This window comes from Leisingera sp. M527 (genome assembly GCF_025141525.1).
Taxonomy (GTDB): domain Bacteria; phylum Pseudomonadota; class Alphaproteobacteria; order Rhodobacterales; family Rhodobacteraceae; genus Leisingera.
Genome location: NZ_CP081037.1, coordinates 968644 through 992859 on the forward strand (window position 1 = coordinate 968644; position 24216 = coordinate 992859).

Annotated in this window: 20 protein-coding genes; 13 read left to right on the forward strand and 7 right to left on the reverse strand. The window is 61.1% G+C overall.

The features are described 5' to 3' along the window. The first annotated feature begins 165 nt into the window (after positions 1–165). Both dnaE and K3555_RS04880 read left to right on the forward strand, forming a co-directional pair. Positions 166–3678, forward strand: a complete 3513-nt coding sequence (gene dnaE, locus K3555_RS04875; RefSeq protein ID WP_259994394.1) for a DNA polymerase III subunit alpha — start codon at positions 166–168, stop codon at positions 3676–3678. A gap of 21 nt (positions 3679–3699) precedes the next feature. After that, positions 3700–4194, forward strand: coding sequence for a superinfection exclusion B family protein (locus K3555_RS04880; protein ID WP_260007608.1), 495 nt, complete (start codon positions 3700–3702; stop codon positions 4192–4194). A 234-nt stretch (positions 4195–4428) separates the two neighbouring features. Here K3555_RS04880 and K3555_RS04885 read toward each other — a convergent pair whose 3' ends face one another. Further along, complete coding sequence (locus K3555_RS04885; RefSeq protein WP_259990609.1) at positions 4429–4623, reverse strand: SlyX family protein; 195 nt, start codon at positions 4621–4623, stop codon at positions 4429–4431. A gap of 259 nt (positions 4624–4882) precedes the next feature. On the opposite strand from K3555_RS04885, the gene hisS reads away from it, so the two are divergent. The 3 genes from hisS to hisG are packed head-to-tail and all read left to right on the forward strand — an operon-like array spanning position 4883 to position 8156. Beyond that, on the forward strand, positions 4883–6370 hold the full coding sequence (hisS, locus tag K3555_RS04890; protein WP_260007609.1) for a histidine--tRNA ligase: 1488 nt from the start codon (positions 4883–4885) through the stop codon (positions 6368–6370). Positions 6371–6372: 2 nt separating this feature from the next. Further along, the gene (locus K3555_RS04895; protein WP_259990613.1) at positions 6373–7461 is read left to right on the forward strand and encodes an ATP phosphoribosyltransferase regulatory subunit; all 1089 of its coding nucleotides are present in this window, start codon (positions 6373–6375) and stop codon (positions 7459–7461) included. Further along, on the forward strand, positions 7458–8156 hold the full coding sequence (gene hisG, locus K3555_RS04900; RefSeq protein WP_259990615.1) for an ATP phosphoribosyltransferase: 699 nt from the start codon (positions 7458–7460) through the stop codon (positions 8154–8156). The genes K3555_RS04895 and hisG overlap by 4 nt, the downstream gene beginning before the upstream one ends. 225 nt (positions 8157–8381) lie before the next feature. On the opposite strand, the gene K3555_RS04905 is transcribed toward hisG, so the two are convergent. Beyond that, entirely contained in the window at positions 8382–8813 is a 432-nt protein-coding gene (locus tag K3555_RS04905) for a DUF1489 family protein (protein WP_259994384.1), read from the reverse strand. A gap of 199 nt (positions 8814–9012) precedes the next feature. On the opposite strand from K3555_RS04905, the gene K3555_RS04910 reads away from it, so the two are divergent. After that, positions 9013–11298 (forward strand): adenosylcobalamin-dependent ribonucleoside-diphosphate reductase, encoded by a 2286-nt coding sequence (locus tag K3555_RS04910; RefSeq protein ID WP_260007610.1) that lies wholly within the window; start codon positions 9013–9015, stop codon positions 11296–11298. A gap of 326 nt (positions 11299–11624) precedes the next feature. Continuing rightward, positions 11625–12428: an AAA family ATPase gene (locus K3555_RS04915; protein ID WP_260007611.1), complete on the forward strand. Its 804-nt coding sequence runs from the start codon at positions 11625–11627 to the stop codon at positions 12426–12428. 746 nt (positions 12429–13174) lie between these two features. Here the strand turns inward: K3555_RS04915 and K3555_RS24765 are convergent. From K3555_RS24765 to K3555_RS04930, 4 genes are read right to left on the reverse strand one after another with little or no spacing between them, the layout of a single operon-like run. Beyond that, positions 13175–13330 carry a hypothetical protein gene (locus K3555_RS24765; protein ID WP_311200018.1) on the reverse strand — a complete coding sequence of 52 codons (156 nt, stop codon included), beginning with the start codon at positions 13328–13330 and terminating at the stop codon, positions 13175–13177. 6 nt (positions 13331–13336) lie between these two features. Beyond that, a complete protein-coding gene (locus K3555_RS24770; protein WP_311200019.1) occupies positions 13337–13561 on the reverse strand; it encodes a hypothetical protein in 225 nt (74 codons plus the stop codon). Between the two features lie 13 nt (positions 13562–13574). Next, positions 13575–14510 (reverse strand): GTP-binding protein, encoded by a 936-nt coding sequence (locus K3555_RS04925; RefSeq protein ID WP_260007612.1) that lies wholly within the window; start codon positions 14508–14510, stop codon positions 13575–13577. Next, a complete protein-coding gene (locus K3555_RS04930) occupies positions 14510–16258 on the reverse strand; it encodes an amidohydrolase (RefSeq protein WP_260007613.1) in 1749 nt (582 codons plus the stop codon). The genes K3555_RS04925 and K3555_RS04930 overlap by 1 nt, the downstream gene beginning before the upstream one ends. Positions 16259–16436: 178 nt before the next feature. Between K3555_RS04930 and K3555_RS04935 the strand changes: the two genes are divergently transcribed. The 6 genes from K3555_RS04935 to K3555_RS04960 all read left to right on the forward strand — a co-directional run bounded on the left by K3555_RS04935 (position 16437) and on the right by K3555_RS04960 (position 22802). Then, positions 16437–17366 (forward strand): LysR substrate-binding domain-containing protein, encoded by a 930-nt coding sequence (locus K3555_RS04935; RefSeq protein ID WP_260007614.1) that lies wholly within the window; start codon positions 16437–16439, stop codon positions 17364–17366. A gap of 133 nt (positions 17367–17499) precedes the next feature. Continuing rightward, positions 17500–18567: an ABC transporter ATP-binding protein gene (locus tag K3555_RS04940; RefSeq protein WP_260007615.1), complete on the forward strand. Its 1068-nt coding sequence runs from the start codon at positions 17500–17502 to the stop codon at positions 18565–18567. A 66-nt stretch (positions 18568–18633) separates the two neighbouring features. Beyond that, a complete protein-coding gene (locus K3555_RS04945; RefSeq protein WP_260007616.1) occupies positions 18634–19737 on the forward strand; it encodes an ABC transporter substrate-binding protein in 1104 nt (367 codons plus the stop codon). Positions 19738–19759: 22 nt separating this feature from the next. After that, a complete protein-coding gene (locus K3555_RS04950) occupies positions 19760–20587 on the forward strand; it encodes an ABC transporter permease (RefSeq protein ID WP_260007617.1) in 828 nt (275 codons plus the stop codon). Further along, positions 20584–21387: an ABC transporter permease gene (locus tag K3555_RS04955; protein WP_260007618.1), complete on the forward strand. Its 804-nt coding sequence runs from the start codon at positions 20584–20586 to the stop codon at positions 21385–21387. The genes K3555_RS04950 and K3555_RS04955 overlap by 4 nt, the downstream gene beginning before the upstream one ends. A gap of 26 nt (positions 21388–21413) precedes the next feature. Continuing rightward, entirely contained in the window at positions 21414–22802 is a 1389-nt protein-coding gene (locus tag K3555_RS04960) for an FAD-binding oxidoreductase (protein WP_260007619.1), read from the forward strand. A 694-nt stretch (positions 22803–23496) separates the two neighbouring features. Here the strand turns inward: K3555_RS04960 and K3555_RS04965 are convergent. After that, positions 23497–24153 (reverse strand): GntR family transcriptional regulator, encoded by a 657-nt coding sequence (locus K3555_RS04965; RefSeq protein ID WP_260007620.1) that lies wholly within the window; start codon positions 24151–24153, stop codon positions 23497–23499. Positions 24154–24216: the final 63 nt, after the last annotated feature.

Genomic DNA, 24216 nt, shown 5'->3' on the forward strand with positions numbered 1-24216 from the left:
TATTTTTTATGCCTTTTAGCTGTATGTTTGGGGCGGGTCTCTCTTTGCGGGGCGAAACAGCTTCAAATTAATCCTGAAAATGGCGGGTAATCCTTTCGCTATTCCGGGAGGCGGACCGGCACTTCACCCTTTCACCGTGCTGCGGCAATAAGATAGCGTGGCGGCATGACAAGCTCTCCCCGATTCATTCACCTGCGCAGCCATACCGAGTATTCCCTGCTGGAAGGCGCGCTGCGGCTGAAAAAACTGCCGGACCTGTGCAAGAAACACGGCATGCCTGCGATTGCTGTGACCGATACCAATGCCATGTTCTCGGCGCTGGAATTTTCGGTGACGCTGTCCGGTGCAGGCATCCAGCCGATCCTGGGCTGCCAGGTCGATCTGACCTTTCAGCAGGCGGAGCCGGGCGGCAAGCCCAAGCTGCCCGCGCCCCTGGTGCTGCTGGCGCAGAGCGAAGAAGGGTATGAGGGCCTGATGCGGCTGTCGTCCTGTCTGTATGTGGACAATGGCGGGCAGCTGCCGCAGGTCACATTGGACGATCTGGAGGCCAACAGCGCCGGGCTGATCTGCCTGAGCGGCGGGCCGGACGGGCCGGTGGGGCTGTTGCTGCAGCAGGGACAGCGGCCGGCGGCAGAGGCGCTGATGCAGCAGCTGAAGCGGATTTTTCCGGACCGGCTGTATGTGGAACTGCAGCGCCACCCCGGCGAGCACGGCCAGCCGGAGGCGGAAAAACAGACCGAGCGCGGCCATGTGGAGATGGCCTATGCGATGGAGCTGCCGCTGGTCGCGACCAATGACGTTTATTTCCCCAACACCGAAATGTACGAGGCCCATGATGCGATGATCTGCATCGCCGAGGGTGCCTATGTCGACCAGTCCGAGCCGCGCCGCCGGTTGACTGCGCAGCATTACTTCAAAAGCCAGGAAGAAATGGTGGCGCTGTTTGCCGACCTGCCCGAAGCGGTTGAAAACACGGTGGAGATCGCCAAGCGCTGCGCGTTCAAGGCCTATTTGCGGGATCCGATCCTGCCTAAATTCGCCGATGATGAGGTCTCAGAACTGCGCCGCATCGCCAATGAGGGCCTGCAGAAACGTCTGGCGGTGATCCCGCACGCGGTGAGTTTGGAAGAATACCAGGCACGGTTGGATTTTGAGCTGGGCATTATCGAGGGCATGGGATTCCCCGGCTATTTCCTGATCGTTGCGGACTTTATTCAATGGGGCAAGGATCAGGGCATTCCGGTGGGGCCGGGGCGGGGCTCGGGCGCGGGATCTTTGGTGGCCTATGCGCTGACCATCACCGACCTTGACCCGCTGCGCTATTCGCTGCTGTTTGAACGGTTCTTGAACCCGGAACGGGTGTCGATGCCTGACTTCGACATCGACTTTTGCATGGACCGCCGCGAAGAGGTGATCCGCTATGTGCAGCAGAAATACGGCCGCGACAAGGTGGGGCAGATCATCACATTCGGAGCGCTTTTGTCCAAGGCGGCGGTGCGCGACATCGGCCGGGTCCTGCAGATGCCCTATGGCCAAGTGGACCGGCTGTCCAAGATGATCCCGGTGGAAGGGGTCAAACCCGTCTCGATTGAAAAGGCGCTGGTGGATGAGCCGCGGCTGAAGGAAGAGGCACGCAATGAGCCGGTGGTGGACCGGCTCTTGACCTATGGCCAGCAAGTCGAGGGGCTGCTGCGCAATGCCTCGACCCATGCCGCCGGTGTGGTGATCGGCGACCGGCCGCTGGATGCGCTGGTGCCGCTCTATCAGGATCCGCGATCCGACATGCCGGCCACCCAGTTCAACATGAAATGGGTGGAGCAGGCCGGGCTGGTGAAGTTCGACTTCCTTGGCCTGAAAACCCTGACCGTCATTCAGAACGCAGTGGACCTGATCAAGCAGTCGGGCCGCGATCTGCATACCGGCGAGGACGGCACGCAATTGTACGAGCCGCCCGAGGGCGCGGTGAATGAAATCAACGCCATTCCGCTGGACGATAAGGTCACCTATGACCTTTATTCGCGGGCCAAGACGGTGGCGGTGTTCCAGGTGGAATCCACCGGCATGATGGATGCGCTGAAGCGCATGAAACCCACCTGTATCGAGGACATCGTGGCGCTGGTGGCGCTGTACCGGCCCGGTCCGATGGAGAACATCCCGACCTACTGCGAGGTGAAGAACGGCCTGAAGAAGATCCAGTCGGTGCATCCGCTGATCGACCATATCCTGGAGGAAACCCAAGGCATCATCGTCTACCAGGAGCAGGTGATGCAGATTGCCCAGGTGATGGCCGGCTACAGTCTGGGCGGCGCCGACCTGTTGCGCCGGGCAATGGGCAAAAAGATCAAGGAGGCGATGGACGCCGAACGCCCGAAGTTTGAAAAGGGCGCGGCGGAGAATGGCGTGCCTGCCAAGAAGGCCTCGGAAGTCTTCGACCTGCTGGAGAAATTCGCCAACTACGGCTTCAATAAATCGCACGCGGCGGCCTATGCGGTGGTCAGCTATCAGACCGGCTGGCTGAAGGCGAACCACCCGGTAGAGTTCATGGGCGGCGTCATGAACTGCGATATCCATCTGACCGACAAGCTGGCGATCTACTTTGAAGAGGTGAAGAAAGGGCTGGGGCTGAAATACGTGCCGCCCTGTGTGAACCGGTCGATGGCGACGTTTAATGTGGTCAAGGGCGAGTTGGTCTATGCGCTGGGCGCGCTGAAAAACGTCGGTGTCGAGGTGATGCGATTGGTCACCGAGGCGCGCAATGAGAGCGGGTATGACCGGGTTTTTGTGAACCTGTTCGATTTTGCCCGCCGGGTGAATTTAAAGCGCGTCGGCAAGCGGCCCTTGGAGATGCTGGCGCGGGCAGGGGCGTTTGACCAGCTCGACCCCAACCGCCGCCGGGTGTTCGAAAGCCTCGGCCCGTTGGTGGATTACTCCGCCGCGGTGCATGACCAGCGCAATTCCAGCCAGGTGTCGCTGTTCGGCGAGGCGGGCGAGGATCTGCCCGAACCACGCCTGCCGAGCGTGCCGGACTGGCTGCCGGCCGAGCGGCTGAGCGAGGAATTCAAGGCGATCGGGTTCTACCTGTCGGGCCATCCGCTGGACGATTACATGCCGGCGCTGAAGCGCAAGGATGTCATGACGCTGGATGAAGTGACGGCGAAGGCCGAGCGCGGCCCATTCATGGCCAAGATGGCGGGCGTGGTGGCCGGACGGCAGGAGCGTAAATCTGCCCGCGGCAACCGCTTTGCCTTTGCCCAGCTGTCGGACCCCTCCGGTGCCTTTGAGGTGACGCTGTTTTCCGAAGTGCTGGAGAAATCCCGCGAGTTCCTGGAGACCGGCGCCAAGGTTGTGATCACCGCCGAGGCGACGATGGAGAGCGATCAGCTTAAACTGCTGGTGCGCTCGGTTGGTCCGGTGGACAGTGCGATTGCCGATGCCGGGCGCAGTTCCCTGCGGGTCTACCTGAGCGATGCGGCTGCGGTGGGCACCGTGGCGCAGGTGCTGGAGGACGCCAAGGCGGCGGCCCGCAATGCCGCGCGCGGAGAAGTCTATATGTACCTGCAGGATCCGGGCCTGCCCGGCGATGTGGAGATGGATCTGGGCCAGGCGTTTCCGATCAACCCGCAGATCAAAGGGGCGCTGAAGTCGCTGGACGGGGTGCTGGATGTGGAGGAGATTTGAGGGGGTGATTTTGAGGTTTCAATGCCTAGTTTAAAAGATTTTGTCGCAGCAATGCAGGCGGGATGGATGCCTGCACTCGCCGCTTTTGTTGGTTGTCTGTCGGTTTTAGCGGGTGACTATTACAAACTGCCCTATTTAGATTCCGCACCCGACTGGTTAACAACTACCGCAGCGTATGTAGGTGTCTTTGCCTTTAGCATTTTAGTAGCAAACCTCTTTCGGTTGCCGGTGCTGGCCTGGAAGAAGCGGCAATCACGCAGAAAAGAGAGGCAACTTCGGGCGAGGCTGCGGAAGTCTTTAGATGAGGCGCCAGACGAAGAGTTGGATTTGTTAATGAGCTTGTTCGCATCTGGACGGCAGTCATTTGTTGCAACCTATACCGATGGGCGTTTGGCCCCTCTAGTCGCGAAAGGGTTTCTCCTCCGCAGTGGCGGTCAATACTCTGTGTTAGAATGGCCTTTTCGTGTGAGAAATGAAGTGTGGAACTACCTGAGAGAACTGGCCCGAGAGAGTTAACCTTTTCGGCACTTTGAGAACTAGGTCTAAAGGTTAGAAGGTGTTTACTTAGCCCGGAACAACGGCGCGGAGCGCCCCGGGCCTGCGGCAGCCCGTTCGGGCGGGCTGGCGCAATGGCAAGGCTGGGTGCTCCGCCGGAGAAGTCGTACCGGTTTGGCCGGAATAAACTGCCCCGAACACCTGTTGAGGCGCCAGCCCACGGGCTGGCGCAGGCCCGTCATGACGGGATTTTGCTCAGTAATGCGGCGGGCGTTCGTCGCCGAAGACCGCACCGCCGGTGCCGTCCTGCTCGCGGGTGGCCTCACGCTGCATCAGCATGGCGACGCGGCGGGTCAGGGTGTCGATCTCCTGCTGCTGACGGGCGATCACGTCGCTCATCTCCTCCACGCTGCGGGTCAGATGGGCAATTTGCTCTTCCAGATGCTGCATGGGGCTCTCCTGTGCGCGGCTGGCCTGTCATAGGGCCATTGCCTGCCTGGGTCCATGGGGCGGCTGTTGCTGACGCGGGTTTTCTGGTGGAAAACCCGCGGGCCTCCGGCGGGGATATTTTCCGCCAGACGAAGACGGCGCGGCGCTATGGCCATTGGGTTCCTGCGTCCCTGTGTGTGCCCGGCTCCTTCTTGCTGTTGCGGCTGGCATCCGCTAGACCGCCGGGCAAGTGAAACCGCTACCCGTGAGGAGGCCGAACATGGCCAAAGTGAAGAAACAGCCCCGCCCCAAGGCACAAACGCCCAAGGGGTTCCGTGACTATTTCGGTGCGGAGGTGACCCAGCGCAGCGAGATGCTGCGGGCCATTGCGGGTGTGTATCATCATTACGGGTTTGAGGCGCTGGAGTCCGCGGCGGTGGAAACCGTTGAGGCGCTGGGCAAGTTCTTGCCCGATGTGGACCGCCCCAACGAGGGTGTGTTTGCCTGGCAGGAGACCGAGGACGACGGAAACGGTGACTGGATGGCGCTGCGCTATGACCTGACGGCGCCCTTGGCGCGGGTCTATGCCCAGCACCGCAATGATCTGCCGACACCGTACCGCCGCTATGCGATGGGGCCGGTCTGGCGCAATGAAAAGCCGGGACCGGGCCGCTTCCGCCAGTTTTATCAGTGTGACGCGGACACCGTGGGCACCGCCTCGATGGCTGCCGATGCCGAGATCTGCGCGATGCTGTCGGACACGCTGGAGACCGTCGGCATTCCCCGCGGCGACTATCTGGTGCGGGTGAACAACCGCAAGGTTCTGAACGGCGTGCTGGAAGTGATGGGGATCGGTGACGACCCTGCTGTACGTGACAATGTTCTTCGCACTATCGACAAGTTCGACAAGGTGGGTGAGGCCGGTGTGCGCGAGCTGCTGACCAAGGGGCGGCTGGATGCTTCGGGTGCCTTCATCGACGGCGTTGGCCTGTCTGATGATCAGGCCGCGCCGGTGCTGGCGTTTCTGACCTCCAAGGCGGCGGAGGCGGCGGGCACCATTGCCAACCTGCGTGCTGCCGTGGGTGACAGTGCGGTGGGCCAGGAGGGCATTGCCGAGCTGGAGCAGATCGGCGAGCTGCTGGCTGCGGGCGGCTATGGCAAGGACCGGATCGAGATTGATCCTTCGGTTGTGCGGGGGCTTGGCTATTACACCGGGCCGGTGCTTGAGGCGGAGCTGACCTTTGATATCCTCGACGAAAAGGGCCGCAAACGGCAGTTCGGATCGGTTGCGGGCGGCGGGCGCTATGACGGGCTGGTCAAGCGCTTTACGGGCCAGGAAGTGCCTGCAGTGGGTGTGTCCATAGGCGTTGACCGGCTGCTGGCGGCGCTGCATGCCAAGGGGCGGCTTTCGGCGGAGGCTGCCGGCCCCGTTGTCGTCACCGTGATGGACCGAGACCGGATGGCGGATTACCAGATGATGGTTGCGGAGCTGCGCAACGCGGGCATCCGGGCCGAGGTTTACCTGGGCAATCCCAAGAATTTCGGCAACCAGTTGAAGTATGCGGATAAGCGGAATTCACCCGTGGCCGTGATCGAAGGCGGTGATGAAAAAGCCAATGGCGTGGTGCAGATCAAGGACTTGATCCTGGGTGCCAAGATCGCAGAGAGCGCGACCCTGGAAGAGTGGAAGGAGCGTCCGAGCCAGTTTGAAGTGCCGCGCACGGAACTGGCCGCCAAGGTGCGGGAAATTCTGGACGGGCAGGACTGATCATGGCGGCTCAATCGCAAATTCAGGCCCGCGCTGCGATGCTGCGGGTCCGCTTTGAGGCCGCAGGCGCGCAGGTGGTGGACACGCCGCTGCTGCAACCGGCCGGCACGTTGCTGGATCTTTACGGCGAGGACATCCGGGCGCGCGCCTATGTGACCTCAGATGCGCTGCACGGCGAACAGATGCTGCGCCCGGATTTCACTGTGCCGGTGGTGGAGGCGCATATGCGCCACGGGGCGGAGCCTGCGCGCTACACCTATTCAGGCGAGGTGTTCCGGCGGCAGGAGGTCGACCCTGACCGGCCCAACGAATACCTGCAAGTCGGCTATGAGGTGTTTGAGCGCAACGATGCGGCGGCAGCGGATGCGGAGGTGTTTGCGCTGTTTGCGCTGCAGGTGCGCGGGCTGCCTTTGCGGGCGGCAACCGGCGATATCGGCATTCTGATGGCCGCCGTGCAAGGGCTGAAAACCACGGAAAAGCGCAAGGCGGCGCTGATGCGCCATATCTGGCGGCCGCGCCGGTTCCGGGCGTTGCTGGACCGGTTCGCGGGCCGGGCATCGGTCCCGGAGAACCGCAAGAAGCTGCTGGAGACCGAGGGTGATCTGACCGGGTCGGCGGTGGAGCTTGGCAAACGCCGCGCGGCAGAAGTGCAGGCGCGGGTTGAAGCGCTGCGCGAAGATGCCAAGGCGCCGCCGATTGCCGAGAATGAGCTGCTGGCGCTGGAAGCGCTGATGGCAGTACGCGAAACGGTACCCTACGCGGTAGAGCAGATGCGCGACATCGCGGTGGACCTGCCGCAGATCAATCTGGCGCTGGACCGCCTGGATGAACGCACCGCGGCGATGAAGGCGCGCGGAGTGGATGTGGAAGCCCTCGATTTCGAGGCCTCTTACGGGCGCACCTCGATGGAGTATTACGACGGGTTTGTGTTCGGCTTTTATGCCGAGGCGCGGCCTGATCTGCCGCCCATTGCCAGCGGCGGGCGCTATGATGCGCTGACCCGGCGGCTGGGCGGGGGCGAGGAAATCCCGGCGGTCGGCGGTGTGCTGCGCCCGGACCTGATGCTGCAGCTTGAGGAGGTGCGCGCATGAGTTTGAAGCTGGGGGTGCCGTCCAAGGGGCGGCTGATGGAGAAGACATTCGACTGGTTCGCCAAACGCGGCGTGACATTGGCGCGCACCGGGTCCGACCGGGAATATGCCGGCGCGGTCGAGGGTGTTGCGAACATGGAGCTGGTGCTGCTGTCGGCGGGGGAAATCCCGCGTGAGCTGGCGGCGGGGCGGATCCACCTGGGCGTCACCGGCACCGATCTGGTCCAGGAGAAACTGCCGCGGTTCGAGCAGCAGCTAGAGAGCCTGGCCGAACTGGGTTTTGGCCATGCCGACCTGATCCTGGCGGTGCCGCAGTTCTGGATTGATGTGGACACACTGGATGACCTGGATGCGGTGGCGTCTGCCTTTCGCACCGAGCATGGGCACCGGTTGCGGATTGCCACCAAATACCACCGGCTGGTGCGGGAATTCCTGACCGATGCCGGGGTGGCGGATTACCAGCTGGTGGACAGCCAGGGCGCGACTGAGGGCACGGTGAAGAACGAGACCGCCGAGATGGTGGCCGATATCACCTCAACCGGCGAGACGCTGCGGGCCAATCACCTGAAGCTGCTGGCGGACGGGCTGGTGCTGAAGTCCCAGGCGACGCTGTGGCGCAGCCGGGTGGCGAAATACGGGCTGGATGAGAAGGCGGCGCTGAACACGCTGCTGGATCTTCTGGAACACCAGAGATAGGCGGGACCGCCCGCGCGCAAGCGCGGGCTGCGCCCAACGCCATTCGGGCATCTTTGATGCCTGCAATGGGGGAGGGAGATCCTCTTTTTTGAACCCAAAGCGGTCCGTGTGCCAGTGTTCTCCCGCCCGGAGCAGCGGCATCCAAGATACCGCCGTTCCGGTTGGGCCGGGCGCCGGGCTGACGCCCGGCGCTGGCGAGGCACGCGGCGGGGGGTGCGGAAAGCCTCAGATCACTCCGATTTCCGCCAGTGCCTGCGAGAGTTCCAGCGGCAGCGGCTCTTCTTGGCTTTTGCCGGCAGGCAGGTCGGCGGGTGAGTCTTCAGTCTTCAAATAGCGCCAGCCCTGGAACGGGCGTTTCGGCGCAGTGTGGGTGCGGTGCAATTCCGGTTCCAGAATGATGGCGCAGCGGCGGATGCCGTCTTCGCCGATGACCTCATCCATGCGCAGCACGCGCTGGCGGCATTGGATCAGCCCCTTGATCACCCAATAGATCGAGCCGCCGTTGAGGATCTCCGCCTCGCGCTTGGGCCACATGCGGGTGACGTGGCGTGGCAGGCCTTCGGGCAGTTCGCGGCGGCGCATCTCCTGCCAGGCCATCAGGCTTTCGACGCTTTCGGTGCCAACCGAAAGCTTCACAAGGTTCACGCATTTATCCACAGGTTCCCCACAGAGTCGTCCAGAGCGGCACCTTTATATAGTAGTTCGGAGTTTGGTGCTAGCAAGGTCTTGTGGTACACTCGGCAATAAATTCTCAACGAAGTACGTTTTCAGCGTTGAGAAATCTGTCTTGCCTGTAGTATCGAAGCCGCCATTCAAGCTGCATTCGTGCTGCCACACGACTCAAAGGATTCGCCATATGAGCCGCTTCGCCGCCCCCATCGCCGAGCAAATCTGGGATATGAAATACCGTTTCAAGCAGGCCGATGGCATGCCGATTGACGTCACCGTCGAGGACAGCTGGCGGCGCATCGCGCGCGATTTGGCGCGGGCGGAAAAATCGCCGGATGCGTGGGAGGAGAAGTTCTTTGCCGCGCTGGAAGACTTTAAATACCTGCCCGCAGGCCGGATTACCGCAGGTGCAGGCACCGCGCGCCAGGTGACCCTGTTCAACTGCTTTGTGATGGGCACCGTGCCGGACAGCATGTCGGGGATTTTCGACATGCTGAAAGAGGCGGCGCTGACCATGCAGCAGGGCGGCGGCATCGGCTATGACTTCTCAACCATCCGGCCGCGTGGCGCGGATGTGAAGGGCGTGGCGGCGGATGCCTCCGGCCCGTTGTCGTTCATGGATGTGTGGGATGCGATGTGCCGCACCATCATGTCGGCGGGCTCGCGCCGCGGCGCGATGATGGCCACCATGCGCTGCGACCATCCGGATGTTGAGGCTTTCATCACTGCCAAATCCGATTCTGCCCGCCTGCGCATGTTCAATATGTCGGTGCTGATCACCGATGCTTTCATGGATGCGGTCAAGGCCGACGGGTCCTGGGAACTGGTGTTTGACGGCAAGGTCTACCACACCGTGCAGGCGCGCGATCTGTGGAACAAGATCATGCAGGCGACCTATGATTATGCCGAGCCCGGCGTGATCTTCATCGATCGGATCAACAAGGCCAACAACCTTTCCTATATCGAAAACATCTGCGCCACCAACCCCTGCGGCGAGCAGCCGCTGCCGCCCTATGGTGCGTGCCTTTTGGGCTCGGTCAACATGGCGCGGCTGGTGGCCAATCCGTTTGAGAAAGACGCGCATCTGGACCAGGAGGCGATGCAGGAGCTGGTCGCCACTGCGGTGCGGATGATGGACAATGTGGTAGATGTCTCCAAATTCCCGCTGGAGGCGCAGGCACAGGAAGCCAAGAACAAGCGCCGGATCGGCCTTGGCGTCACGGGCCTGGCCGATGCGCTCTTGATGCTTGGTCTGGAGTATGGTTCGGACGAAGCGGCGCGTCAGACCGACGAATGGCTGCATAGCATAGCCCGCGCCGCGTATCTGGCGTCGGTGGATTTGGCCAAGGAGAAGGGTGCCTTCCCGCTGTTCGATGCCGAGGCGTACCTCAGCTCCGGCAATATGCTGAACATGGACGCGGACGTGCGCGACGCAATCCGCGAGCACGGCATCCGCAACGCACTGCTGACCTCCATCGCGCCGACCGGCACCATTTCGCTGTATGCCGGCAATGTGTCCTCGGGCATTGAGCCGGTGTTTGCCTATGCATACACCCGCAAGGTGCTGCAGAAGGACGGGTCGCGCACCGAAGAGGAAGTGGTCGATTACGCAGTGCAGATGTACCGCGAGAAATTCGGCGCCGATGCCAAACTGCCCGGTTACTTCGTCAACGCCCAGACCCTGCCGCCCGCGGCCCATGTCAAGATGCAGGCAGCGGCGCAGAAATGGATCGACTCGTCGATCTCTAAGACCATCAACTGCCCGGAAGACATCTCCTTTGATGACTTCAAAGACGTTTACATGCAGGCCTGGGATCAGGGCTGCAAAGGCTGCACCACTTACCGCCCGAATGACGTGACCGGCTCGGTTCTGTCGGTCAGCGAAAGCGCCGACACCGCGCCGGGCGAGACCGCCCAGGCACCGCATGAGAGCGATAGTGCCGAAGTGGTCTACATGTCCGAACCGCTGGACCGCCCGCAGTCTCTGGAGGGCCATACCTACAAGCTGAAGTGGCCGGACAGCGAGCACGCGATCTATCTGACCATCAACGACATCATCATCAACCACCACCGCCGTCCGTTCGAGGTGTTTATCAACTCCAAAAACATGGAGCATTATGCCTGGACGCTGGCGCTGACCCGGATGATCTCGGCCGTGTTCCGCCGCGGCGGTGATGTGTCCTTTGTGGTCGAGGAGTTGAAAGCGGTGTTCGACCCGCGCGGCGGCGCCTGGGTTCAGGGCAAGTATATCCCGTCGATCCTGGCGGCGATTGGCGGCGTGATCGAAACGCATATGGTCAAGACCGGCTTTCTGGAAGGCGAGGGAATGGGGCTGAAATCCGACCCGCAGGCGCAAGTGGTAAACCTGAACGCCCCGCGCGGCAAGGCCTGCCCGAGCTGCGGCCAGTTCGACATGCAGATGGTCGAAGGCTGCATGACCTGCCGCAGCTGCGGTCATTCGAAGTGCGGCTGAAGGGGGCTGGGGGTTAATTGTTTTGTAAATGGCGTATGATCGCTGCCAAAACGCCCTAATCGGCTGCCAATTGTAGGCCCTAAAAATTCCGCCGGTCCAGAAATGGACCGGTTTTCCTTTTGTTTCAATGCCTTGGGCGGGACCCGGTTTCGGCTATCTGTTTCGAGATGACACACTCGCTCCGACTAGTTCGCTCAGTTGACTTAAGCGTCCTTGTTCAGCAGGACTGAAGCTCAAACCTGGCCAGGTTCTTTCCCCCATTTTCTCGAATGCACTGTGCGCAATCGGGATCCAAACGGCGCGGCGCGCCGGGAAAAGGGCCAGCTATGTCCAAGATCAAGTTCATCGAAGCAGAGTTCCACAATGTCGACAAAGACCGGCGGGCGATACGGCAGCGCCTGGAACGGTTCCTGAAAACGCGCCTCGCCCTCGAGCGCGGCATTGTGCCTCCGGACCAGGACGATCGTGATGACCGCCTGCGGTGGGAAAACGAATTGATGCAGGTTGGTCTCGGGCGCGAAGGTCAGGATCGCGTGGACCGCCGGGTGGGCAGGCTGGCGGAAGGGAGGGCTGCCGCCGCAGGTCTCTCCCACCTCAAGCTCGACGACCGGAGAACCTTGGAGGGTCTGCGCAACGGTGTGGAACTGGTCCGGATCCGGACGGAACATCAGGCGGATGAAATCGCCGCCAGAATCCATTCCGGCATGCCCTGGATGGCACCTGCGACAGATCTCCTTTGGAAATTGATGCGGCGCTCGGTCCGCAATGGTGACGCGGGCTTCCGCCTGCCTCCGGTTCTTCTCGACGGACCGCCGGGGATTGGAAAGAGCATGTGGGCCCGTCAGCTGAGCACCGCACTTGGCGTGCCCCGCTGTGGTGTGGAGGCGACGGCGGAACAGGCGTCGTTTGGCATTGTCGGCTCTCAGCGAGGCTGGTCCAACGCGCAGCCGGGGCGCCCTTTGATGACGATCCTGAAGCACCTGGTTGCGAACCCGGTGGTCGTTGTGAATGAAGCGGCAGAGGCCGGGGTTGCAACTTCGACCAAAGGGAACTGTTTCGGCCTGACCGAGGGGCTGCTGTCCCTCCTGCAGCCATCTTCTGCAACTTTGTGGCAGTGCCCTTACTACTAGGTGGGTTTCGACATGTCCTGGATCAGCTGGGTGCTGACCTCCAATACCTTGGTCACTCTACCAGCCCCATTGCTCAAGCCGCTCTGAAGTCCCATTCTATATGACGACGGACAGAACGTTTTGCGCAAACCGCAATTGAGACCGGGAAGCCGATTACTATTGCTGGAGAGCCGTTGGCGGTCGACCAGGCTCACTACTTGCTGGACGTTCCAGCGACGGCTTCAAATGATGCGGCCAAACAACTGTTTGAGGCCTGGCTAGAGGCTTCTTTTCAATAAGAGCTCGGCAAAGGCCATTCTAGATTTACCGCATGTGCGCCGAAGGCAGACCGAACTCACGTCTGCGGATGGTCCATTTCCAAAGTAGGCCGATGCCACGCCAAGCCGCACCCTCACTCCGCGGCGAACATCAAAGAACCTTCACCAGAGCTGCCAGCCTCCGCCGCTCCTTCAACAACAATGTTTTATAGAATCCGGCCGACGCGGACGGCCCTTTCCTGCCGTCTGATCATTAAGCGAAACGCTGCGGTGCGGCTCGTCAAACCTGCTGTTGGCACATAGCGCAGCATTTCTTCAATGGGGCGGTCCACGTCACTGGAGCCATCCGGGCTGCTGTCGAGAAGGAGGCGCGGCGGGCTTGCCGTGCCAGCTCAAAGAGTCCGGCATCATCGCGGCGGATGAAAATACCGGCGGCATCGGGCTGATCAGCCCGGCACAATGCACGGGCAAGCCGGGTGACAGCTGACATCAGAACAGAACCGGCTTTGTGTAGTAAGGCAGCTCTTCCACTCGGACGGCGTTCGGGTCTTTTGCGGCCTCGGCGCGGACATGAGCTGCGATTTCATGCATCGGCGCAAACCAGACATCGCCGCGCTCCAGCACTTTCTCAAGCCAGGTCTCCACCTGCCGTCAGCGCGCCAGACGCTCGGTCAAGAAAGGATGCCAGATCGCCAGCCACAACTCGCCGGCCTCGAATTGGGCTTCGAATTCTTCCCAGAAACCCTCAAGGCCGCGGCTGGGTCCGGCCACCGGCATCATGTAGCCGATCTCATCGTATTGGGCGAAGGGCGGCCAGTCGTCGGTGCCCCAATGGACCGGAAGCTCAACCAGCGACCCGGCGATGGAGTTCAGCATAACCCGCAAAAAACTAGGGGAGGGGGTGGGCGGCCAGGAATTGCTCCATATGGGTTTGCAGGAAACCGTCCTGTGCCAGCCCGTCTTCACCAATGGCAACCAGGCGGGTTTCCGGCGCACCGCGCCACAGGCCGTCCTTGTGGAATTCAATCCGCGAACCGACCTTTTGAAACACAATCCGGGTTTCCGGAAAATCCGCACAAAAAAGCACGCCTTTGGACCGGAACACGGAATTTGGCAGAGAGCCGAGTGCGGATTTGAAGCTGGCATAGCTGAAAGGCTCTTGCGCCGACCAGATTTGCGAGCAGAACCCTGCCGCAGGTCGCGATTGTGGAAGGACAGCGTTCTCCGGGTCATGCCGGCCAGTGTCCAAAAGAAACTGCACCGGCACTTGCCCGATGCTGGCCTCAAAGGCTGGCAGATTCGGGAACAGCCATCGCGCGCGGAAATCCGCAACCTGCTGCGGCTGCACCAGATCCGTCTTGGTCAGCACCGCAATATCGGCGGCCTCAATCTGCGCCTGCACCAGCTGCCGGCAGCTGTCCGACAGCACATCAGTGTTTTCGACATCCAGCAGCGTTACCACCGCATCCAAACGGGCATAGTTCCGCAGCTGCGGATAGCCGAAGACAGAAGCGATGCGGCCGGGCTGAGAAACCCCGCTGGCCTCGATCAGCAGATATTCTGGCGGGTTGTCCGAGAGGAACAGGGCCTGGAGCTGCGCCACCATATCACTTTGGATCGAGCAGCAAACGCAGCCGTTTGACAGCTCCATCACCTCGCGCTCGCGCTTCAGGATCAGGTCGGCGTCGATATTGACCGCGCCGAAATCATTGACCAGCACGGTGATGTTCAACCCATGCTCCCCCTGCAGCAGGGTATTGATCAGAGTGGTTTTGCCAGAGCCGAGGAAGCCCGCGACGATGGTAACCGGAACGCGCGTGTCCATCAGATGTCCACCGGAGTGAGATCAGGCACCGGAGAGGTGATGCGGCTTTCAAAATCTGTGCCTTGCATCCAGCCCTTTGGGTCATGCACAATCTCGCCATCCACCATTGTCAGATGCACCTGCGATTTGTGCCAGTTGCCCTTGGCGTCAATCTCCAACAGGTTGCGGTCCAGGACGATCAGATCGGCGGTCTTGCCTGCGGTGATCGAACCGGACACATCCTCGCAGCCCATCGCATAGGCGCCGTTGAGGGTCAGCATCCGGATCGCCTCTTGCGGGGTGATCGACCGGCCCAGTTTGCCCTCCATCTCCCCGCGCGGGTTTTCGCGGGTGACAAGCGTTTCGAACCCGAACCAAGGGTCGATGCTGCTGACCGGCCAATCGGTGCCCATTACGGTAACTCCGCCCGCATCCAGCACGCCGCGCACGTTATAGGCCTCCTGCAGCCGCTCCCCGAAAGACGAGCGCGCACCGATGGTGAACTCCGACGGGAACCATCCCACCGGAGAGAACTCGGCAATCACGTCCAGCTCAGCAAAACGGGCCAGATTGCCCTCGTCCAGCAGGGTGGAATGGGCGCATTGGTGGCGCATGCCACCCGAACCATTGCGGCGGCGGCATTCAGCTACTGCATCCAGGAAAATGTCCGAGGCGCCGTCGCCGGTACAATGGGCGATTACCCGGATCCGCTTGCGGTCCATCTCTGCCACCATGTCGTAGATATGTTCGGGCGTCAGGTTCAGCGAGCCCTGCCAGGTCTTTTCGTTCGGCCATGGGGTGATCAAGTAAGAGGTGCGCGGCTCGGCAGTGCCGTCAAAGTGGAACTTCACGGCATTCGCATTCAGACGCTTGGAGCGGTAGTAATGCCGCTCGCCCGCCAGCAGCTCCCAGCGGCGGCGCACCGGGAAGATGTCGTCTTGCCAGCTGATCGCGGCTTCGACCCGCACCGGCAGCTCACCCGCGAGGTCGATAGCACGCAGCGCATCCAGACGCTGCTCGCACACATGCACGTATTTCGTTGCCACCACCCCGCGGGCAGACTGGAACCGCGCGCCCTCGCGATAGGCGCGGGTCAGCGCATGCATCGGCGGCGGCGGCATCGCCGCCATGATCAGCGCATAGGCCCCATCAACCAGAATGCCGTCCGGCTCGCCGGTCAGCGGGTCGCGCACGATGTAGCCGTTGTTGGGATCGACTGTGTCCTTGCTGACGCCTGCCAGCTCCAGCGCCTTTGAGTTGGCCATGCAGCTGCCCCACATCCGGTCCATGATCGCAACCGGCCGGTCGGGGATAAAACTGTCGAGCCAGTCGCGCCCTGGCTTCAGCCCCGCCTTGCGGAAGGCGTAGTGGACGAAATGCTTGCCGAAAATCCACTCGTGGTCCGGGTTTTCGGTTGCATAGCGCAGGGTCGCCTCGCGCACCTGATCCGGGGAGGGCGTCTCCAGTCCCACGTCCAGATAGTCGGAGTATTTCGGCCCCAGAGCCAGATCCGGATGGGTGTGCATATCGTACAGCCCCGGCATCGCAAAGGCGCCGTTCAGATCATGCACATGGGTGTAATCGGCAATCAGCGGCTCTATCTCGGCATTGCTGCCAACCGCCATGAACCGTCCGTGTTTGATTGCCACCGCCTCGGCCCAGGGCTGATCCTGATCAACGGTGTAAATCCGCCCGTTCCGCAGCACCATATCCGCCGCAGGCAGCCCTTCAGGTGTGTTGGTCGACCGGATTCCGACGCTCGAAACCATGCTAATTGTCCTTTTCCTGTCCTGGGCCCGCACCACACCGGCATGCGGCTGCCCTGTCCGAACACAGTAAGAACGCAGGATTTCTCACGTCAAATGAAAGAAATTCCGCTGCATTTAGAAATTTTTCTCATGTAACATGCCCGAAACCCTGCTTAGAGAGGTCCCGAACATGGGTAGCATGGCCGAAAGAGACGCAAGCGATGCGCGCCGGGTCTACCCGTCGATGACCGCGCTCAGGATGCTGGAGGCGGTGTCGCGGCTGGGCAGCCTGCATAAGGCGTCAGAGGCGATGTTCGTGACCCCCAGCGCGGTTTCGCATCAGCTGCGAAATCTGGAACAAATGCTGGGTGTCAAACTGATCAGCCGTGCGGGCCGCAAAGTGGAGCTGACCTCAGCCGGCAACCGCTATGTGCAGGACATCCGCAAGGCGCTGGAGATCGTCGAACGCGCCAACGCTCCACTGGGCGGCAGCGAACCCTTCGGACCCTTGCGGATCAACTGTGCGTCAGGTCTCGGCAGCTATTGGCTCGCGTACCACATCACCGAGTTCCTGGACCTCTTTCCCAACATAGACCTGGAAATCACCAACGAGACCGATCGCAGCGATATCCTCAACGATCAATCTGATTTCTCGATCATCTACGGCGACGGCGCCTGGCCGGGCAAGCACGTCCAGCACCTGTTCACCCCACGCGCTTTCCCAGTCTGTTCGCCCGCCTTCCTAGAGCGCCACGGCCGCATCCGTACGCCCGAGGATCTAGTGAAACTGCCGCTACTGCACCACCGCAATCAAAGCGATTGGGTGGTCTGGCTGTCTGCCGCCAGCAAGAAGAGCTTTGAGTTGAGTAAGGGCATCATGTTCTCGGACGTGACCCAAAATATCAACGCAGCTATTGCCGGAGCCGGGATAGCCATCGGGGACGACATCCTGGGCCGCCACGCGCTGAGCGAGGGTAAGCTGGTACGCCTGTTTGACACCGATATTCGCGGCCCCCACGCCTATTACATCGTTACCCAGAAAGAGCGGATGGAACGCCGGGTTTGCCAGCTGGCGATCGACTGGCTGTCGCGCTGGTTCCAGGAATACACACTGCAAACGCAGAGTTAGCCACACGCAAATTCATGAAAAAATCTCAAGTAAATACGGAAATTTGTTTCATTTGACGTGAAAAAAACTGACTGCAATCCTTTCGCCAATGCTCAGGGCCTTACCGGGGCCAGGAACGATGGGGAGCCAGTCAGTGTCACAAATCGCGGCCAGCAGCATCTGCAAGTCCTATGGCAACTTCAAGGCTCTGCATGATGTCAGCATGGAGATCAACAAAGGCGAGTTCCTGACCTTTCTCGGCCCCTCCGGTTCCGGCAAGACCACTTTTCTGATGATCCTTGCAGGCTTTACCGAACAAACATCCGGCCAATTGATGAAAGACGGCAAGGACATCAGCGCAATGGTAGCAGAAGAGCGCAATTTCGGCATGGTGTTCCAGGGTTACGCGCTGTTTCCGCATATGACCGTCTGGCAGAACGTCGACTACCCCCTGCGGGTGCGCAAGATGGGCAGCGCCGAGCGCAAACAGAAAGTCGGGCGGATCATCGAGACGGTGGGCCTCGCAGAACATGCACACAAAAAACCTTCGCAACTGTCAGGCGGCCAGCAACAGCGGGTGGCGCTGGCGCGCTCGCTGGTGTTCCAGCCGGATGTGCTGCTGCTGGATGAGCCGCTCTCTGCGCTCGACCGCAACCTGCGCGAACAGATGCAAAACGAGCTGAAGCGGGTGCATGAGGAGACCGGCACCACCTTTGTCTTTGTCACCCATGACCAGGGCGAGGCGCTGGCGATGTCCGACAAGATCGCCATTTTCAATAGGGGCCGGCTGATGCAGCTGGACTCGCCTGACCGGATCTACAACGCGCCGGACTCGCGCTTCGTCGCGGAATTCCTGGGCCAGATCAACATTTTCCCGGTGGCGAACCCCGGCATGGACGGTAGCCTCTTGCGCGGCAATCTGGACGGCACGACGCTTTCGGCCGCCAATCCGGGAAACCGCGTGAACGGCACCGTCAACATCGCCGTGCGGCCTGAACACATGACACTCAGCTCCGAGCGCCCCGCGGGTCAGGCCAATATGCTGCCCGCCAAGGTGATCCAGACCACCTATCAGGGCTCGCACAGCGACCTGGTGCTGCAGACGCCGCAAGGCCACAGCATCAGCGCCTCCACCCACAACGCCAGTGGCGCGCTGCCCCGCGTTGGCAGCGATCTGTGGGTCGGCTGGTCGCCCGAAAACACCATCGTGATTGCCGACTAACAAGATCCGGGCCGCACCGCCCCGGGCGGCGGATGGACCCGGCAGAAAATGACCAGGGAGGATACCATGAACAACTTTCAACGAGACTGCTGCGAGCTATTGGCTGAGAGCTTCCGCAACGGCAAACTGGATCGCCGCGGCTTTCTGACCGGGCTGGTGGCACTGGGTGCCGCCACTGTAGCCGCGCCTGGGGCCCGTGCTGCGGGCCAGGAACTGGTGGTGGTCAACTGGGGCGGCGACGCGATTGACGCGTACTCCGCAGCCTTTGCCGAAGCCTATGAAGCCGCCACCGGCAACAAGTTGAAAATCGACGGCTCCGGCCCGCTCGAAGGCTCGATGAAGACCCAGTTCGAAAGCAATTCGGTCCGCTGGGACGTCTGCGACGCGGAACCCTATTCCGCGATCCGCCTGGGCCGCGAAGGCATGATGGAGAAAATTGATTACTCCATTGTCGACCGCAGCAAGATCGAACCGGGCTTTGACGGTGAATTCTACGTTCCTTCCTATTTCTACAGCAACGTCATCACCTATGACGCCGCCCGCTTCGGCGATGACGCGCCCAGCACCTGGGGCGATTTCTGGAACGTGGAGAAGTACCCGGGCAAGCGCACCCTCTACAAATGGATGACCGGCGTGCTTGAGGCCGCGCTACTGGCCGATGGCGTTGCGCCTGCCGAGCTTTACCCGCTGGACGTGGACCGCGCGCTGGCCAAGATCGAGGTGCTGAAGCCGCATATCGTCAGCTTCTGGTCCTCCGGCGCCGAAAGTCAGCAGCTGTTGCGCGACGGCGAGGCCTCGATGGGCCTGCTGTGGCACACCCGTGCGAACCTAACCAAACAGGACACCGAGGGTGAGGTCGACTGGACCTTTGATCAGGGTCTGGTGTCGCCCTCTGGCTGGACTGTGATCAAGGGCAACCCGGCCGGGCTCAAGGCTGCAATGGAGTTCATCGCCCTGGCCCAAAACCCGGACAATCAGGTGACCCTGCTGAACGAGCTGGGCAACGGCCCAGCCAACCCTGCCGCCCATGCGCTGGTGTCGGAAGAAATGAAGCCGGTGGATGCCAGTTCGAAGGAGAACCTGGAGCGTCAGATCGTGCTGCAGGCGGAATGGTACGCCGACCACTACGGAACTGCGCTGGACAAGTATCTGGCGCTGGTTAGCAGCTAAAGCGATAGGAGAGGGCAGCAAAATGGCCACGCGGTTCAACATACACACCATCGCCATGTGGCTGCTGCCCGCCCTGTTCCTGGCGGTCTATCTCGCGCCGCTTCTGGGTGTCTTCGGCTGGTCCGTCTCCCGGCCCGAGCCGGGCGCGGAGAACTATGTGCGAATGCTGACCGACGCCGATGCGCTCAACATAATGCTGCGCACCGCGCGAGTCTGCCTACTGGTCACCGGCATCTCGGTGCTGCTGGCCTATCTTATGGCCTACCACTGGGTCTTCGGCTCGCCCGCCCGCAAGCTTTTCATGGAGCTTTGCATATTTATCCCCTTCTGGATCTCAGTATTGATCCGCGCCTTCGGCTGGGTGGTGATCCTGCGCAACAAGGGCATTCTGAATGAAACATTGCTGTCCATTGGCGCCATTACTGAGCCGCTCACACTGGTCAGGACCGAGCTTTCGGTGATCCTGGGCATGGTGCATTTCCTTGTGCCCTTCGCGGTTTTCCCGATTGCCTCGGTGATGCGCCAGATTGACTCACGGGTGCTCCTCGCCTCGCGCGGCATGGGCGCTAATCCCGCCTTCACCTTCTGGAACGTGTTCCTGCCGCTCACCATTCCCGGCGTCCTCGCCTCGGTGATCATCGTCTTTGTCTTTGCCCTTGGCTTCTTCATCACCCCGGCGATCCTCGGTGGCGGCAAAATCGTGATGATTGCGGAATACATCTACATCCAGATGTTCCAGACATCGAACTGGGGCTTTGGCGCCGCGCTCAGCATCGGGGTGCTGGCCGTGGTCGCGGCAATGGCGGGCCTGCTGTTCAGGGTCATCCGCCCGGAAAGGTTGGTCAAATGATGCGCAAGCCCCTGAACCTGCAAGGCTGGCTGCTGAAACTTGCCGCCATCCTCACCGGCCTCTTCATGCTGATGCCGCTGATGGCTGTGATCCCGGTCTCCTTCACCCCCAAGCGGTTCCTGTCTCTGCCAAAGGGCGACTGGTCCCTGCGCCACTATCAGGCGCTGATGACGGATGAGGCCTGGCTGGCAAGCATATCCGACAGCGTGCTGGTGGCTCTGGCCAGCAGCGTGATCGCCACGGTTCTGGCCACCGCTTTTGCCTTGGGCCTTTGGTTCCGCCAGCCGCGCTATGGCGGGGCGCTGGTGGGGCTGGCGCTGTTGCCAATGGCGGTGCCTCCGGTGGTCTCGGCGGTAATCATCTACTTCCTGCAAGCGCGCATCGGCCTGATCGATACCTATGCGGGGCTGATCCTGACCCATGTGATCATGGTGACGCCCTTTGCGGTGATCGTGATGCTGACGGCCACCTCGCGCCTCGACAAGTCGCTTGAGCTTGCTTCGCGCAACCTCGGCGCCTCGCGGATGCAGACCACCTTTTGGGTGGTGCTGCCGAACCTCAAATTTGGGCTGTTCTCGGCCTGGTTCCTTAGCCTGGTGCTATCCTGGGAGGAGATCGCCGTCACCCTGTTTGTCAGTGGCATCGACGTGATCACCTTGCCGAAACGGATCTGGGACGGGCTGCGCCTGAACGTGGACCCGATCATCGCCGCAGTTTCGGTGATCCTGATGGTGCTGACCACCATCGCCATTGTCGCCAAGACCCTGCACGAGCACCACAAAGGCAAATCCGGCAGCTAAGACCGGCACAATCGAAGGTACCCCTGATGGACATCAATCAGATTTCCGAGCTGTTCACCCTGGTGACCGGCGCCCAGAATGTGATCACCGGTGAGCGGCTCGCCCTGCGAAACACCGGCTATTGCGCTGCGAGCTACGATGGTGGCGTGCTGCTCACGCCGGGCTCGGCGCAGGAAGTCAGCGGGATTTGCCGGCTGGCCGCTGACAACGGGCTGACCATTGTTCCGCAAGGCGGGCTGACCGGGCTGGTTCAGGGCACAGCCACCGCATCCGGGCAGGTGGCTTTATCACTGGAAAAGATGAACCGCATCCTGGATCTTGACCCGGTGCAAGGCGTTGTTACCGCCGAGGCCGGCGTCACCCTGCAGCAGGTAATCGACGCCGCCGAGCCCCTCGGCCTCGCCCCCGGTGTCGACCTGCCGTCGCGCGGCAGCTGCACCCTGGGCGGCATCGCCTCGACCAATGCCGGTGGGATCCAGGCGATCCGTTACGGCATGGCGCGGGACAACATCCTGGGGCTGGAGGCGGTGCTGGCCGACGGCACGCTCCTTGACCTCAGCAACACCCTGCTCAAGAACAACGCAGGCTATGACCTGAAACAGCTGTTCATCGGCTCAGAAGGCACGCTGGGCATCATCACCAAACTCACCCTGCGCCTGCACAGCCGCCCGTCCTCGGTGCAAACTGCGCTGATCGGCTGCGCCGGAACCGAAGATCTGTTCCAAGTGCTGGCCAGCGCCCGTAAGGTCTTTGGAGGCAGCCTCTTGTCATTTGAAGCTATGTGGCCGGAGTTCTTCACCCAAATCGCCACACATTTGGGTACCGGCATGGTGTCACCAGATTGCGGCATCTACGGAGTGATTGAGACAGGTCATTGGGGCGATGTAGGGCAGGACGACACCCTCACGGCCTTCCTGGCACAATGTTTCGAAAACGGCATCCTGCTGGACGGTGTCGCCGCCCAATCCGAATCCCAGCGCCGAACCATCTGGCAACTGCGCGAGGACGCAGACGTGATTGAAAGCCGCAAGGGGCCCTGCCTGTCCTATGACGTCGGCCTCTGCCTCAGCGATATCCCGGGCTATGTCGAACAGCTGCAAGAACAGATCGCCCGGGAATGCCCGGGTGTCGGCTGCTATGTCTTCGGCCACATGGGCGACGGCAACCTGCACATCATGGCGGGCCCCGCCCCTGACCCCGCCAGCCACGCCGCAATTGACGGTGCGATTTACGGCGTGCTGCAGCAGTTCCCTGGCACCACGGTTTCGGCAGAACACGGCATCGGACTGGAAAAACGCGCTCAGCTGCCGCTTAGCCGCCCCGCACCAGCTCTTGCGGCCATGCGACGGCTAAAGACAACGTTTGACCCCCAACTTATGCTCAACCCCTTCAAGGTACTTTCAGATCTATCCTAGCCTCCTCTTGAAAGGTGATGCGCGATTTGACTAGCCTGAATGCCCGCCAAAAAACCGGTGCCTGGGGGATAGCACTTTTGCAGCGAGTATTAGCATCCTGCCCCTCACATCCCACAAAGAGTTGAGTGTTGGAGACTTCTCGCTACTGCAGCGAATATCTGGAATGTCCGGCCCCTCGATGATCGATCATGGCTGCAGCGAAAGGGTGGTTCGAGTTTCACGCCTCAGACTGGCTTCGAATGACCGTTCCGGCGACATCGGCTGCATCGCAGCGAGGAGCGTGCCGCACCTGCAAGCGAATGCTGCCTCAGCAAACACCTGGAAGGGCAAGGGCAGCGAAGTCCGGCTCACCGCCAGCCCAAGTCCGACCAGGTGAACGGCCTCTGTCTAGGAGATCAGCCATTCACGCCCGGCGCGGCGAACTTGCGGCATGAGCCCAACCTGTAAACTCGAATTTCTCGCTGCATGCGCACGCAGCGCGAGAAATGCTGCATACGCGTTAAACTCGGTGCTGCCGCTCAGCGGAAGGAACGGTCATTCATGCTGGCCGCAGCGAAGATCAGACGCGAAACTCACAGGTCGCGGACGAAGTTGCCGTTCCCCGGTTCAGTCTGGAAGGTCCGCTAGGAAAATTTGGAGGGTGCAATTGATACTCTTCCGTACCTTAAGATAGGCAGGCAAATCGTATTGGATGTCAGGCGACGCCCCACCAGCGCAGGGTCTGTTCGCAGTGATATCGGATCGCGTTGACCGCGCCTTCAGTGTCACGGCATTCCAGAGCTTCAATGATCGCAAGATGCTCTTCCATGGCTGATACGATCCGGTTTTGAAGAAACGGGCGCGCATTTTGGATAATTGAAATCCGCATCCGGTTGGCTTCATAGCTGGCCGTTAGCTGCGAGTTGTCGAGGCCCTCGGCAAGGAAATTGTGCAGCGACAGATCGACTTCGATAGCCTTCGGAGGAAGACTGCTTCCCAGTTCAGCCCGTGCGGTGTCTAGCATTGCATTGTGCTGCACCCGCAAGTCCTTCAAGCCAGATAACGTACTGCCGGCGATCCGCCGGCGCGCTCCCTCCTGATCCAGAACCATGCGGAAATCGAGGCATTTCCGGATGATCTCCGGACGCGCTTCCATTACTTGCACGCCGCGTTTCGGCAACGTGGCCAGCAGGCCGTGCGAACTGGCCTGTTTCACCGCCTCGCGGACAGCGGCGATCGGGCAGTCGAGAATTTGAACAAGTTGCGACATGGACAGGAACTGCCCGTCGCGCAATCTGCCGGTCCGCAGCGCGTGCCAGAGCTCCTGCTGAGCTTTTTCCGCCAGAAGCTGAACGCCGCCTGATTGAGTCATTGACGCCCCGATGTGGTATTATCAACCAAAACCATAAGGTGTTACCTGGATTTTCATATAGCC

What these genes read in the sequence shown, in the direction of transcription:
- K3555_RS04945 (WP_260007616.1), top strand. Translation starts at nt 18,634, where the DNA reads ATGAACAACTTTCAACGAGACTGCTGCGAGCTATTGGCTGAGAGCTTC.
- K3555_RS04910 (WP_260007610.1), top strand. Translation starts at nt 9,013, where the DNA reads ATGAGCCGCTTCGCCGCCCCCATCGCCGAGCAAATCTGGGATATGAAA.
- hisG (WP_259990615.1), top strand. Translation starts at nt 7,458, where the DNA reads ATGAGTTTGAAGCTGGGGGTGCCGTCCAAGGGGCGGCTGATGGAGAAG.
- K3555_RS04965 (WP_260007620.1), bottom strand. Translation starts at nt 24,153, where the DNA reads ATGACTCAATCAGGCGGCGTTCAGCTTCTGGCGGAAAAAGCTCAGCAG.
- K3555_RS24770 (WP_311200019.1), bottom strand. Translation starts at nt 13,561, where the DNA reads ATGCTGAACTCCATCGCCGGGTCGCTGGTTGAGCTTCCGGTCCATTGG.
- K3555_RS04935 (WP_260007614.1), top strand. Translation starts at nt 16,437, where the DNA reads ATGGCCGAAAGAGACGCAAGCGATGCGCGCCGGGTCTACCCGTCGATG.
- K3555_RS04915 (WP_260007611.1), top strand. Translation starts at nt 11,625, where the DNA reads ATGTCCAAGATCAAGTTCATCGAAGCAGAGTTCCACAATGTCGACAAA.
- K3555_RS04950 (WP_260007617.1), top strand. Translation starts at nt 19,760, where the DNA reads ATGGCCACGCGGTTCAACATACACACCATCGCCATGTGGCTGCTGCCC.
- dnaE (WP_259994394.1), top strand. Translation starts at nt 166, where the DNA reads ATGACAAGCTCTCCCCGATTCATTCACCTGCGCAGCCATACCGAGTAT.
- K3555_RS04955 (WP_260007618.1), top strand. Translation starts at nt 20,584, where the DNA reads ATGATGCGCAAGCCCCTGAACCTGCAAGGCTGGCTGCTGAAACTTGCC.
- K3555_RS04880 (WP_260007608.1), top strand. Translation starts at nt 3,700, where the DNA reads ATGCCTAGTTTAAAAGATTTTGTCGCAGCAATGCAGGCGGGATGGATG.
- K3555_RS04885 (WP_259990609.1), bottom strand. Translation starts at nt 4,623, where the DNA reads ATGCAGCATCTGGAAGAGCAAATTGCCCATCTGACCCGCAGCGTGGAG.
- K3555_RS04895 (WP_259990613.1), top strand. Translation starts at nt 6,373, where the DNA reads ATGGCGGCTCAATCGCAAATTCAGGCCCGCGCTGCGATGCTGCGGGTC.
- hisS (WP_260007609.1), top strand. Translation starts at nt 4,883, where the DNA reads ATGGCCAAAGTGAAGAAACAGCCCCGCCCCAAGGCACAAACGCCCAAG.
- K3555_RS04930 (WP_260007613.1), bottom strand. Translation starts at nt 16,258, where the DNA reads ATGGTTTCGAGCGTCGGAATCCGGTCGACCAACACACCTGAAGGGCTG.
- K3555_RS04925 (WP_260007612.1), bottom strand. Translation starts at nt 14,510, where the DNA reads ATGGACACGCGCGTTCCGGTTACCATCGTCGCGGGCTTCCTCGGCTCT.
- K3555_RS04960 (WP_260007619.1), top strand. Translation starts at nt 21,414, where the DNA reads ATGGACATCAATCAGATTTCCGAGCTGTTCACCCTGGTGACCGGCGCC.